Source organism: Sorangium sp. So ce367 (assembly GCF_051520455.1).
Lineage (GTDB): Bacteria > Myxococcota_A > Polyangia > Polyangiales > Polyangiaceae > Sorangium > Sorangium cellulosum_B.
Genome location: NZ_CP150334.1, coordinates 3,934,938 through 3,947,976, shown reverse-complemented (window position 1 = coordinate 3,947,976; position 13,039 = coordinate 3,934,938). Strand labels below are relative to the sequence as shown.

General features: G+C 72.5%; 8 protein-coding genes. 3 read left to right on the top strand and 5 right to left on the bottom strand.

The features are described 5' to 3' along the window. Positions 1–12: 12 nt before the first annotated feature. Both WME97_RS15140 and WME97_RS15135 read right to left on the bottom strand, forming a co-directional pair. Positions 13–297, bottom strand: a complete 285-nt coding sequence (locus WME97_RS15140; protein WP_012235387.1) for a 4Fe-4S dicluster domain-containing protein — start codon at positions 295–297, stop codon at positions 13–15. A gap of 39 nt (positions 298–336) precedes the next feature. Further along, complete coding sequence (locus WME97_RS15135; RefSeq protein WP_437552610.1) at positions 337–2,070, bottom strand: fumarate reductase/succinate dehydrogenase flavoprotein subunit; 1,734 nt, start codon at positions 2,068–2,070, stop codon at positions 337–339. Between the two features lie 488 nt (positions 2,071–2,558). Here WME97_RS15135 and WME97_RS15130 point away from each other — a divergent pair, with 488 nt between their 5' ends. From WME97_RS15130 to WME97_RS15120, 3 genes are all read left to right on the top strand, one after another. Further along, the gene (locus tag WME97_RS15130; RefSeq protein ID WP_437552609.1) at positions 2,559–7,043 is read left to right on the top strand and encodes a serine/threonine-protein kinase; all 4,485 of its coding nucleotides are present in this window, start codon (positions 2,559–2,561) and stop codon (positions 7,041–7,043) included. Then, positions 7,040–8,326, top strand: a complete 1,287-nt coding sequence (locus tag WME97_RS15125; RefSeq protein ID WP_437552608.1) for a patatin-like phospholipase family protein — start codon at positions 7,040–7,042, stop codon at positions 8,324–8,326. The genes WME97_RS15130 and WME97_RS15125 overlap by 4 nt, the downstream gene beginning before the upstream one ends. Before the next feature lie 674 nt (positions 8,327–9,000). Continuing rightward, positions 9,001–9,702: a hypothetical protein gene (locus tag WME97_RS15120; RefSeq protein WP_437552607.1), complete on the top strand. Its 702-nt coding sequence runs from the start codon at positions 9,001–9,003 to the stop codon at positions 9,700–9,702. Between the two features lie 37 nt (positions 9,703–9,739). On the opposite strand, the gene WME97_RS15115 is transcribed toward WME97_RS15120, so the two are convergent. The 3 genes from WME97_RS15115 to WME97_RS15105 all read right to left on the bottom strand — a co-directional run bounded on the left by WME97_RS15115 (position 9,740) and on the right by WME97_RS15105 (position 13,034). After that, positions 9,740–10,258 (bottom strand): HNH endonuclease, encoded by a 519-nt coding sequence (locus tag WME97_RS15115; protein ID WP_437552606.1) that lies wholly within the window; start codon positions 10,256–10,258, stop codon positions 9,740–9,742. Between the two features lie 12 nt (positions 10,259–10,270). Next, a complete protein-coding gene (locus WME97_RS15110) occupies positions 10,271–10,627 on the bottom strand; it encodes a hypothetical protein (RefSeq protein WP_437552605.1) in 357 nt (118 codons plus the stop codon). A gap of 64 nt (positions 10,628–10,691) precedes the next feature. Beyond that, the gene (locus WME97_RS15105) at positions 10,692–13,034 is read right to left on the bottom strand and encodes a PilZ domain-containing protein (RefSeq protein ID WP_437552604.1); all 2,343 of its coding nucleotides are present in this window, start codon (positions 13,032–13,034) and stop codon (positions 10,692–10,694) included. Positions 13,035–13,039: the final 5 nt, after the last annotated feature.

Genomic DNA, 13,039 nt, shown 5'->3' with positions numbered 1-13,039 from the left:
GCCGTGGTGTCGCTATCGGATAAGAAAGGGGATCTTCACGGTGATGGCCTCTTTGGGGCAATCGATCTCGCACGCGAGGCAATACCAGCACTCGTCGTAGGCCATGCGGGCCTTCTTCGTCTCGGGATCGATCGCGAGGCAATCGACCGGGCACGAGTCGATGCAGATGCGGCAGCCCTTGATGCACGACGCCTCGTCGATGACGACAGGCAGATCGAGCCGCACGGCGGCCTCGGCGTGGCCCACGGACCTGGCGCTCTGCGCCTTGACGGATTCGCGGTTGAGCAGGTGACCCATCGTTGATTGACCTCGTGTTCTCGTGTTCTCGCGCGCTCGTCAGGCCGACGCGCGCTGCTCCTCGGCCGGGATGCGCAGCCGGTGGTAGGCATTGCGCTCGCCGTCGTCGATCGGGAAGAGATAGGGCTCCACCGGCCTCTTGAAGGCGACCATCTCGCCGCGCTCGTCCTTCTTCAGCTGCACGTGCGTGAACCAGCCGCGGTCGTCCATCTCGGGGTAATCGAGCCGGTAGTGGTAGAGGCCCCAGCGGCTCTCGGTCCGGTACAGCGACGCGCGCGCCGCCATCTCCGCGCAGTCGCGGATGAAATGGCACTCCATCACCCGCATGAGCTCGTGGGGGCTCTCCGCGGTGACCTCCTCGAGCTCCTCCTTCGCCCGCAGGAAGTACTCGAGCCCGAGCGTCATCTTGTTCCCCGTCTTGGGCGGCTGGAGATAATCGTTCACCAGGCGCCGCACCTTGTATTCGTACTGGTGCGGCGCCACCCCGCTCCGCCGCGAGAGGGGGGCGAAGATGCGCTCCCGCTCGGCGTCGACCGCGGCGGCGAGCGGCTCGACAGCGGGCGCGCGCTCGAGGTAATCGAGCGCGCTCTGGGCGCAGATCTTCCCGTAGGTGAGCGCGCCGAGCAGGTAGTTGTGCGGCACGCACGCCATGTCGCCCGCGGCGTAGAGCCCGGGCACCGTGGTCTCGCCCTTCTCGTTGACCCAGACCCCCGACGCGCTGTGCCCGCTGCACAGGCCGATCTCGGAGATGTGCATCTCGACGAGATTGTTCGCGTAGCTGTGCCCCCTCCCCTCGTGGAAGCGCCCGCGGCTCGGGCGCTCCGTCTGGTGCAGGACCCGCTCGACCTCGGTGATCGTCTCCGGGGCGAGGTGGGTGAGCTGCAGGTACACGGGGCCGTTCGCGGAGTGGAGCTCCCGGTAGAACTCGAGCATCATCTGCCCGCTCCAGTAATCGCTCTCGATGAAGCGGTGCCCCCGCGCGTTGACCGTGTGCCCGCCGAGCGGGCCTGTCACGTACGCGCACGCCGGACCGTTGTAGTCCTTGATGAGCGGGTTCACCTGAAAGCACTCGATGCCCGAGAGCTCGGCGCCCGCGTGGTACGCCATCGAGTAGCCGTCTCCCGCGTTCGACGGGTTCTCGTACGTCCCGTGGAGATAGCCCGACGCCGGCAGCCCGAGCCGCCCCGAGGCGCCGCAGCACAGGATGACCGCCCTCGCCTTGATGATCTCGATATGTCCTTCCCGGGTGTCGAAGCCGATCACCCCGGCGACGTGGCCGTCGGTCACGAGGATCCGCGTCGCCATCACGCGGTTGACGACCTTCACGCCGGCGCGCTTGACCATGCGCGTCAGGATCTTCTTGAGATCGTAGCCCTCGGGCATCGGGAGGACGTAGCTCCCGTTATGGTGGACCTTCTTGACGTCGAAATCGCCCGATCGCGTCTTCTGGAACTTCACGCCCCAGGAGTCGAGCTCCTGGATCATCGCGAAGCTGTTGCGCGCATATTCATAGACGGCGCGCTGGTTCACGATGCCGTCGTTGGCCACCGTGATCTCCTTCACGTACTGCTCCGGCGTCGCGTGCCCCGGGATGATGGCGTTGTTCAGCCCATCCATGCCTATCGCGATGGCGCCGCTCCGCTTGATATGCGCCTTCTCGAGGAGGACGACCCTCCCCCGGGGCAACCGCTGTTGCGCCTCCACCGCTGCAGTGGAGCCTGCGCTGCCGCCGCCCACGACGACGACGTCCGCCTCTGTCACGCGAATGTCCATTACAAGCCCTCAAGGTTTCGGGCGCGCACACGACGACCCCACCGCCTCTCGGCCCAGTGGCCAATGGCCAGCGGCCGGGGTCGGACGCCCGGCGTCTCTCATCACAGACGCGGCATCCGTTTTAACAGACGGCCTGTGCTTCGGCAACAGCTTTGTTGTTGCTGGCGCAGCACCGGCCAGGTGTCGGGCGCCGTGGGAGGGCGCCTTGCAAGCGAAGCGTCAGGGCCGGGGTCTGGCGGCGCCGCCATGGCGGATGTGCGACGCGCGGGCAGGCTCACCCCCGGCGGGGATCCCCGAGCCACCCAGAAAGATTCGCCTTTCCACCCTGGTTGTCTCCCCGGAGACCCGGGCGGGACGCTACCATGCGGGTCAACTCGTAGTCCTCCCATGGATCGGGGGAACCGAGCGCGGACCTTGTTCATCACCGGTCACCCGATTCACCGCGCTCGGCGCCTCCCAGCCAGGGCGCCCGCGCGCCGCTTCGCTGCATGGCCAAGCACCCGTCCCAGCTCGCCGACCTAGAGATCCAGCGCCGCCTCGGCGCTGGCGGCATGGCGGAGGTCTTCCTCGCCAAGAAGCGGGGCGCCGAGGGGACGTACAAGCTCCTCGTCGTCAAGCGCATCCTCCCCGCGCACGGGGCCTCGCGGCGCTTCCGCGCGATGTTCGTGGAGGAGGCCCACCTCGCCACGCGCCTGAACCACCCGAACATCGTCCAGGTCTACGAGTTCTCCGACCACGGCGAGGACGGGCTGCTCCTCTCGATGGAGTACGTCGAGGGCTTCGACCTCGGCAAGCTGATGCGGGCCGCCCAGCAGAAGGAGTCGCGGATCCCGCCGCTCGTGTCGGCGTTCATCGTCTCCGAGGCGGCGAAGGGGCTGCACTACGCCCACGAGCGCAAGGACGAGGGCGGCATGCCGCTCGCCATCGTCCACCGCGACGTCTCGCCGCAGAACATCCTGCTCTCGCTCGAGGGCGTCGTGAAGATCGCCGACTTCGGCATCGCCAGCGCCAACCTCTTCCGCGAGGAGCCCGGCGTGCTGAAGGGCAAGTTCGGGTACATGTCGCCCGAGCAGGCGCGCGGCGAGCGCGTGGATCGGCGCAGCGACATCTACGCCCTCGGCGTCGTGCTCTACGAGCTGCTCGCCATGCGCTCGCCGTACGGCAAGCTCGACGACGAGGCGCTGCTCCAGGCCGTGAAGGAGGGCCGGTTCGACCCGCCGTCGTCGCACGCGCGCGACATCCCCGCGGAGCTCGAGGCGATCGTGATGCGCGCCATGGAGCGCGAGCCCGAGGCCCGCTTCCAGACCGCGCGCGACCTGGCCGGGGCGGTCGCGCGGGCGCTGCTCGCGCGGCAGGAGCTCGTCGACAACGCCTCGGTCGAGCAGACCGTGGCCCACCTGCTCGGCCGCGACCGCGCGGAGGAGGCGCGCGAGGGCGCCGCGCGGCGCGTGGAGGGCGCGGAGGGCGCGGAGGAGCAGCCCGCCGACGACGGCTCCTTGGCGCAGCCGCAGACGCTCGCGGCGGTGCCGGCGGCGCGCACGGGCGGCGACCCCGAGGGCACGGGCGCGCCGCGCGCCGTGCGCGAGGTGCGCCACGTCGCCGTGGTCACGCTGCGCATCGAGGGCGTCGACGCGCTGCTCGGGGCGCAGGGCCGGCTCGCCGGCAAGCGCAGCGGGCGCTCGATCCGGACGACCCTCGACGCGATCGCCTTCAAGCACGGGGCGATCTGGTCGTGGGAGTCGCACGCGGGCGCGCGCGCGGTGGTCGGGCTGCTCGCGAACCCGTCGCGCGCCGCGGCCGACGCGGCCTCGCTGGCGGTCGACGTGCACGAGGCGCTCGCGGGCGCGTCGGAGGACCTGCCCGTCGAGCTCCGCGCCGCGATCGGCATCGTCCGCGGCATCGCGTACGGCGAGCGCGACGAGCAGGGGCACCTCATCAACCACGCGCTCAAGGAGCCCGCGAACTTCCTCGCCGAGCGCATCGGCAGCCGCACCCCGTTCGGCAAGACGTGGGTCGCGGGCGGCGTCTACCGCCTCGTCCGCCGGGACTTCCGCTGGGGCGACGCGCCCTCGCTCGACCTCGACGACGCACGCGGCTACCCGGTCCCGCACCAGATGCGGCTCTACGCGCTGCAGCGGCCGCTCACCCGCGAGGAGCGGATGGCGGAGATCGCGCTCTCGCCGAACGACCTCGTGGGGCGCGACGCGGAGCGGGCCGATCTGCACGCGGCCTACCACCGGGCGATCTCGCCGCCCGTGAAGGGCAACGTCGAGCCGCCCGCGCGCTTCGGCGAGAGCGAGCCGCCGGGGAGCCGGCAGAGCAGGCCCCCGAGCATCTCGAGCAGGCCCTCGAGCCCGCCTGTCGGCGCGCTCCGCGGCCAGTCCGTGGCGCGCGTCATCGTCGGTGAGATGGGCATCGGCAAGAGCGCGCTCATCTCCACGTTCCTCTCTGAGCTCCCCGGCGACGCGCGCGTGCTCCACGTCGAGTGCTCGCCCGTGAAGAGCGAGCTGCCGCTCGCCACAGTCTGCGACGTGCTCCGCGATGTCACCGGGATGGGGCTCGACCACGCGATCGACGACGCCTCCCACGTGATCCGCGCCCTGCTCGGGCCCATCGCGCGCTCGCCGCTCGGCGCGCGCATCGTCACGCGGCTCGCCGAGCTCGTCACCGGCAAGCAGCTCGAGCACCCCGAGGAGGAGGCGGCCGCCTACGGCCGCGACGTGGTGGTGCGGGGCGTGAAGTACCTGCTCGGCTCGCTGGCGCGCCACCAGCCGCTCGTCGTCGTCATCGACGGCCTCCAGTGGGCCGACCGGCCGAGCCTGGAGCTGCTCTCGGAGCTCCTGAAGCAGCGCGCGGAGCGGCTCCCGGTGCTCGTGCTGCTCCTCACGCGCCCCGAGGAGCGCGTGACCCCGTTCATCGAGGGGCTCGTGCGGATCGAGCTCCGCGGGCTCAGCGCCGAGGAGCAGATGCGCCTCGTCGAGGCCCGCCTCGGCGTGCGCGACGGGGTGGCGGCCGTCTGCGGCGAGCTCGTGCCGCGCGTCGCCGGCAACCCGTTCTTCCTGCTCGAGATGATCGACGCGCTCCTCGAGCGGGGCACGCTGGAGATCGTCGAGCACCCGGGCGGGCGGCACGAGCTCGTGCGCCACGACCGGACGGGGGATCGCGGCGAGCCGCTGCCCTCGACGCTGGAGCAGCTCATCGGCGACCGCCTGCGCGAGCTGCCGCCGGCGGAGCACGACGTCGTGAACTGGCTGGCGGTCGCGGGGGGGCCGCTGCTCAAGGACGACATCCTGAACCTGACGCGGCTCGCCGACGACGAGGCGGTGACGCGCCTCTGCGCGCGCGGCCTGTGCGATCGCCGCGCGGGGGCGGTGGACTTCCGGCACCCGCTCGTGCGCGACGTGGCCTACCTCGCGCTCGACGGCGCGAGCCGCGTGCGCATGCACCGGCGGCTCGGCGAGCACCTCTCGACGACGCCGCTCTCGCAAGGGCTCTCGGCCGCGATCGTGGCGCAGCACCTCGCGCGGGGCGAGGCGCCCGGGCCGGCGGCGGAGCTCTACCTCGACGCCGCGCGGGCCGCGCGCGCGGGGCACCAGGCGCAGCTGTCGCGGCGGTACTACGAGCGCGCGCTGTCGCTCCTGCCGACCGGCGACACGCGGCGGATGATCGCGCACGAGGCGCTGGAGGCGATCTTCCGCCACCTCGGCCGCCGCCGCGACCGGCGGCGGCACCTCGCGGCGCTGCGCCAGCTCGCGAAGGAGAGCGGCCACGCCCGCTGGGCGGCGCTCGCCCTCGTGCGCACCGCGCGGTTCGACCTCGACGACGGCTATCTCGCCCGCGGCCTGCCGGTGGCGCAGCGCGCGGCCGAGATCGCGCGCATCGCGCGCCGCCCCGCGCTCGAGGTCGAGGCGCTCACGATCCTGTCGGAGGTGCTGCGCGAGCTCGGCGACGTCCAGGGCGCGATCAGCGCGTCGGATCGCGCGCTCCGGGTGACGCAGGCGGGCGGGCTGACGCCGCGGGCGCGCGCGGAGGTGCTGCGCACGAAGGGGGTGCTCCTGCGCCGGGTCGGCCGCGTGCAGGAGGCGGTGGAGGCCTACGCCGAGGCGATCGCGGTGTTCCGCGCGGTGGGGGCGCGCCGCAGCGAGGCGCGCGCGAAGAACTCGCTCGCGGTGGCGATGTTCGTGCTCGAGCGCTTCGAGGACGCGATCGCGGTCGGGCTCTCGTCGATCTCCATCGATCTCGCGATCGGCGGCCGGTTCCAGATCGCCAAAACGTTGAGCAACATCGGCCACGCCTACGCGAAGCTCGGGGACGTACCGCGGAGCCTGGCGTACATGAAGCGGGCGCGCGAGGCCCACGAGCGCTATGACGATCAGGATGCGCGGGCCGACACGCTCCTCTGCTCGGCAGGGATCCTCCTCGAGGCGGGCGACGTCGACGCCGCGCATACGCTCTGCGCCGACGCGGGCGCGCTCATCGCGGTGACCGGCAGCGTCTACGACATGATCCACGAGCGCAACGTCCGCGGCCTGCTGGCCAGGGCGCGAGGCGACATCCAGGGCGCGATCGCGAACGCCTCCGAGGCGCGGCAGCTCGCCGAGTCGCAGGGGCTGATGAGCTACCACGCCCACGCGACGGCGATCGAGGCGGCGTCGCGGGTGGACGCGGGGGAGGTCCACTCCGGCGTGCTGCTCGCGCGGACGGCGCTCGGCGCTGTCGAGGCGGGCAGCTCGGAGTACGGCATCGAGGTGCGCGACCTCTGCTGCGAGGCGCTGCAGAAGGGCGCGCCGGCGAGCTCGACGGACGCGTACCACCGCGCGGCGGCGCACGTGCGGCGGGTGGCGGGCTACATCCGCGACGCGCGGCTCAGGGCGCTGTTCCTGGAGCGCACCGTGGTGCGGCGGGTCCTCGCCGCGGAGGCGGACGGACCGGCGGCGGCGCACGACCCGCTCCGCCGCGGGGAGATGGCATGACGGGAACGGGCGCGAGGACCGGGGCGAAGCCGCGGCGCAAGGTGGCGGTGATCCTCTCGGGCGGAGGCGCGCGGGGCGCGTACGAGGTCGGCGTGCTGTCGTACGTCCTCGACGCGTTCGCCCGCCTCCGCGGGGCGCCGCCGCGCATCGACATCCTGTGCGGGACGTCGGTGGGCGCGGTGAACGCGTGTTACCTCGCGGCGCACCTCGACGATCCGACGCTGGGGGTGCGGCGCCTCGTCAACCTGTGGACGCAGCTGAAGCTGGAGACGGTGCTCGGCTTCGGGGTCCGGCAGGCGATCTCGATGCCGAAGCTCCTGTTCGGGGGCGGGTCGGAGGGGGTGGGCCTGTTCGACGTGTCGCCGATGCAGCGGCTCGTCGAGCGGGAGATCCCGTGGCGCGCGATCGCGCGGACGCTGCGTCACGGCTACCTCTCGGCGGTGAGCGTGTCGGCGACGGAGATCGGGACGGGCCGCACGGTGATCTTCATGCAGACGGGCCCGGACGGGGCGCTGCCGACGACGGCGCCGCCGCGGACGATCATCCGGGGGGCGCTGATAGGCCCGCAGCACGCGCTCGCGTCCGCGGCGATCCCGATCCTGTTCCCGCCGGTGCGGATCGGCCGCGATCTGTACATGGACGGGGGCGTGCGGCAGAACACGCCGATCGCGCCGGCGCTGCGGCTGGGGGCGACGCACGTCCTGGCGATCGGGCTGTCGCGCGAGGTGCGGAGCATCGACGCGGGGGACAGCGGCAAGCCGCCGGGGATGGCGCTCGTGCTCGGCAAGGTGCTGAACGCGTTCCTGCTCGACCACATCCAGACCGATTTCGAGGTGCTGACGCGGGTGAACCACATGATCGAGGACGGGGAGCAGGCGTTCGGCCCGGATTTCCTGCAATCGATCAACGGGGCCGCCGCGCTGCGCGGGGCGCTGCCGTACCGGCGGGTGGAGACGCTGGTGGTGCGGCCGAGCGCGGATCTCGGGCGCCTGGCGGCGGAGCACGTGAGGGCGGGCAAGCTGCAGGGCGGCCCGGCGATGATGCGGAGGCTGCTCTCGCTGGTGGACGTCGGCGCGGAGAACGACGCGGATCTCGCGAGCTACCTGCTGTTCGACGGCTCGTTCACGCGGAAGCTGATCGAGCTGGGGCGCGCGGACGCGGAGGCGAGGCGGCACGACGTCGCGGACTTCTTCGGGAGCGCGGCGGAGGAGGCGGAGCCCCGGCTGTCGGACAGCGCGGAGTGGTCGATCCCGCCGCCTGTGGGGCCTGGGAGATCCGTGTAGCGCGGCGGGGGCGGAGGTCGGCGCTGGGGGTGTGGGAGGGAGTACCGAGCTGCCCGCCCCCCTCCCAACGGCTCCAATCCGTTGCGCTCCCCGGCGGCGCCCCCAGGCCGAAGGCACAGTATCTCGGGGCACTCGCTCTCAACGAGATCGTCGACGATATCGCCTTTGTGAATGACATGCTTGTCGAGGAACAAGACCTCGACGTGTAAGCGCTGTCCGACAGTCCGCATTGTCACGGCGTCGAGGCCGGCCTCATCGGCGAAGACAAACGCCGCCCGCAACACTCGATCCTGCGACAGAGGCATGCGCGGGTCGGCCCCACCGCCGCGCTCCTGTGCATCCATCGGCCGAGCCTTGCTCGTCGTCCATGGCGAGCGCTCCCGGGAGTTCGACACAAGCCTGCTGGGTATGCCTTCATGACGCCATGACCTCTCCCTGCTTCGTCGTTGACAAGATTTCACAACAAACCCATTGTCTATCGCCTCGTCACTCGAAGGCTTACACAACGCCAGTACGCGTGTCCTTCACCGAGGCTGACGCCGCGCCGAGCGCCGGTGTGACGGCGTTCAGAGGCTGCACAACGTCGGGAAGAGCCGCGCTGGCAAACGCGTACTCGTCGGCGTGCGCGACAAGATCGTCGTCACCGGCTGACGGCTCGGATTGGAGCGAGAACCATGACCATCAACTCGAAGATCCTGATCACGGCGCTGGGGGTGGGAATACTAGGTTGGGCTTCCGTGGCGCGCGCCGAGGCCCCCTCCGCAGCACCCGAGGCGGATGCCGCTCCGAACGAGTTCGCCCCGGCGCTGCGCCGCGGGGAATGGCTCTCGACCCTGGGGCTGCACGCTTCGCTCGGCCTCGCCTTCGGCGGCGATGAGCTCGCCGAGCTCACGTACTCGGACGGCTCCACGACCACCGTCCACGCAGGAGAAGGGGTCTCCCTCTCCGGTGGACTGACCTGGACGCCTCTCTGGCTCGGGGATCGCGTGGGACTCGGACTCGGGCTGGACGCCGGGTGGAAGTACAAGAGCACCCTCGTCGACGCCGATGGCTCGATCAAGCTGGAGCGCATCCCATTGATGGCCTCCGTCCGAAGCCTGGTGGCGATCGACAGCTCGTGGCACGGCGTCGTGGCCGCAGGCGGGATCCTGGAGCTCAACCCGCACCTCTATGGCGACGGCGTCCTCGGCGGCGCCGATGCTCGGTTCGACGACGCTCTGGGCGGCATGCTGGAGCTGGGCGTTCTGTGGGGTCGTCCGAAGGGCTTCGGGTTCGAGATGACCGGGCGCTGGACGATCCTGAGCTACGAGTACATGGGCGAGAGCAGCAACGCCAGCAGCGGGTCCGTCAACCTGACGGCCCACTTCTTCCTCTGAGGAGGAGACGAAAGCGCCGAGCCTGGATTCGAACGGTTCAGGGCTCCCCGGGGCGCCCCTTCGACCGGCGTTCGATCTCATCCGCGGTCAATTCCAGCGCCGCACGCAGATCGAGCACTGCGCGCTCCAGTTCTTCGACGCGCCGGCGGCTCGCCGCGAGCTCCGCTGTAAGCGTCGCCTCCGCCTGCCGTGCGCGCCGATAGGCCACGAGCTGCGGGCGATTCAATCGCAGGCGCTGGACGAAGAACGCGCCCGCGGTGGTGAGGCCAACGAGATGTCCGTCGTCGCTCTCCTGCAGGTGCTGCGCCAGATTATCTCGCCCGGGATGAAGCAGGCGGACATAAGGAGGATCCTCCTCGTGCCAGTAGGCGCCCTTGTGTTCGTTGCACCTGGCACAGCAGTAGACGACGTTCGCCACGTCATCGGTGCCGCCATGCGCGCGCGGGCGATGGTGGTCGACCGTCAGCGTGGCCCCAACGGCATCCTCGTGCACCCCGCAGTAGGCGCAGCGCGCTCGAAAGCCCTCCCGGACCAGCGCGCGTAACTCATCGGCCACGCGACCACGCCCTCAGCGGGCCGGGGCGAGATCGTGCCCCATGAGGCGCCGGTAGTCCTCCGCTAAGGCCGCGTTCTTCTCCCGCAGCTTCTGGAGGTAGGCGGTGGCGTCTGCCAGGAGCCCTTCCTGCTCGGCCACGATGCGCGCCAGCGCGTCAGCCTGGGATTCGAGCTGTGCCTTCTGCTCCGCGAGGTCCTCCGCGCGTGCCACCGCCAGCTCCATCGCCGGGCGCAGCGCGTCGGCCTCTTCCGCGTCGAGATCCTCGAACAGACGAAAGAGCTCCGCGCGCTCGGGGTCCGTCAACGTCCCCCGCGCCTCGGCCGCGCGGAGCGCCTGGAAACGCCGGCTCTTCTCGTCATTCCACCGCACCCCAGGAGAATGCCACGCCGAGTGCGGCGCGCCAACCCGGCTAGTTCCACCCGGCCCGCGCCCCTCAGCGCTCCTTGTCCTTCTTGCCGCTCCCCTTCTCGCTCTTCTTCTTGGCGTCGTCGGCCTTCTTCTTGTCGTGCTTCTCGTTCTTCTCGGGCTTCGACTTCGACGCCACCTTCTTCGACTCGCCGCGGCCGAGCGAGATCTCCAGGCGATCGCCGCGCGCCTTCGCCTTGTAGGCGGGCACGCCGTCCTTGAACTGCAGGGTGACCTCCGCGCCGTGCGCCGTGTTGACCACGCGCACCGACGCGATGCGCTTGTCCTTGCGGGCGAGGCCGCTGCCCGACGACAGCGCCCGCCGATCGGGCAGCGATACCGTGAAGCCCATCGCGCCGGCCGCGCCGTTCAGCTCCTCGATCGGGCCGTCCATCTTGAGCTTCAGGACGATGGGGTTCCGCACCGACCCCTGCCCCCACTCCCGCGGCCCCTCCTGGTCGCCGTCGTCCGCCGCATCCACCTCGTCGTCCTCGCCCGGGCCGCCCGGGACCGCCGCGCCCGGCGCGAGCGCGTCGCCGGCCAGCGCGCTCGGATCCGCCGGCGGCGTCGGCGGCACAGGCTCCGTCGTCGACAGCGGCGTCGCGCCGAACAGCGGGACGTTCGCCGTGAGCGCGCCGCCCGGCGCTGCAGCCGGCCCCGCGGCCGCCGCGAGGGCAGGCGCGCCGGAGGACGTCGACGCTGGCAGCGCCGGCGCGCCCGCGGCCGACTCGGCCCCGGCCGAGGGCGCGTCGCCGCCCCGCAGGCCGAGGAAGCGCGCCGCCCCGAACACCACGAGCACCGCCGCCAGCCCAAGGAAGCTGCCGACCGCGGCCGCCTTCTTGTTGAAGCGCGGCGGCTCCCCGCCCTCGCCCGCCGCCTCCTCGGGCTCCTCGCGCACCAGCCGGCGCCCGCCTGACTTCAGCGCGCCAGCCGGCGGCGGCGCCGTCTTGCGGCGCGGGCCGCCGTCCTTGCCCGACCCGTCGCCGTCGCCTGCGCGCGCGGCGCGCCGCGCCTTGATCCTCGCCACGAGGCCCGCCATCGCCGTGGCCGCGCGCGCCCCGGCGCCGGCGAGCGCGGGCGCGATCTTGCCCGCCACCGCCTTGCCCGCCATCGCGGCCTTCTCGCCGACCTCGCGCAGCCGGCCCGGCTGCGCGTCGGCAGCCGCCTCGGCGCCCGCGTCCTCGGCCGCGCTCCCCGCGGAGGGCGGCGCCCCGTCGTCCGCCGAGGGCGGGGCCGCCTCGGCGCCCGCGCGCGCCTCCCGGGCCGAGAGCGCCGGCGACACGTCGCTGTCGTGATCGTCGTCCGCGTGGGCCGCCGCGCCGCCGCTCGCGCCGCCGCTCGCGCCGCCGCTCGCGCCCGATGAGGCGCGCTCGCCCCGAGGCTCGGCCGCCGGCGCCGAGGAAGGCCGCGCCGTCGCGCGCTCGCCCTGAGGATCGCGCGCCGGAACCGTCGGCGCGGTGGAAGGCCGCGCAGCCGCGCGCTCGCCCTGAGGATCGCGCGCCGGGACGGTCGGCGCCGACGACGGTCGCGAAGCCGCGCGCTCGCCCTGCGGCGGCGACGACGGCGCCCGCACCGACGCGCCGGCGTCGTGGGAAGATCGCGCCGGGGCCGGGGGGAGCGCCTCGGGCGACGAGGGCCGCGGCCGCGGCGCCCTGGCCGCGCGAGGCGCCTCGTAGCACAGCGTGACAACGAGCTGCGGCACGCTCGTCGCCGGGTCGACCTCGACCTTGACGTGATCGATGTACGCCTCGCGGCGCGTGCCCTGATCGACCTCCTCCAGCTCGAGGGAGCGACCCACCTTGAGGAACTCCAGGTTGGAGCCGACCTCGAGGTCGTCGAGCCCGCCGCCGCGCACGCGCGCCTTCATCGGCGAGCCGAGCCCCTCGATGTGGAGCCGCACGCGGGAGCCCCGCTGCGCGGCCCCGAGCGACGCGGCGGCGGCCTGGACGGTGAGCGCCGGCGCGGGGCCCGGGGCGCCCGCGTCGATCGACGAGCACATCGCGCGCACCGCCTCCTCCGACTCGGCGTCGAGGCCGGTGAAGCGCAGGCCGAACTCGCCGCCGCGCGCCTGCTCGGCGCGCCAGCAGACCTCGCCCTCGACGACCAGCTCCTTGCCGAGCCCGTCGAACCGGCAGATCAGGGCGTCGCCGACCCGCGGCAGGTACGCCGTGCGCAGGCGCATCCCCTCGGGGGACATGTCGATCGACTCGGCCTCGAAGCCGCCGCCCGACGTCTCGCCGACCGCGACGAGCGCCTCGACGCGGACCCGCTGCCCGGCGCCAGCGCGCCGCTCGCCGCCGCCCTCGCGCTCCCTGTCCAAGGATTCCGGCGCCTTGCGAACGCCCTCTCCCTCTGCGCCTCGACCGTTCATACGCC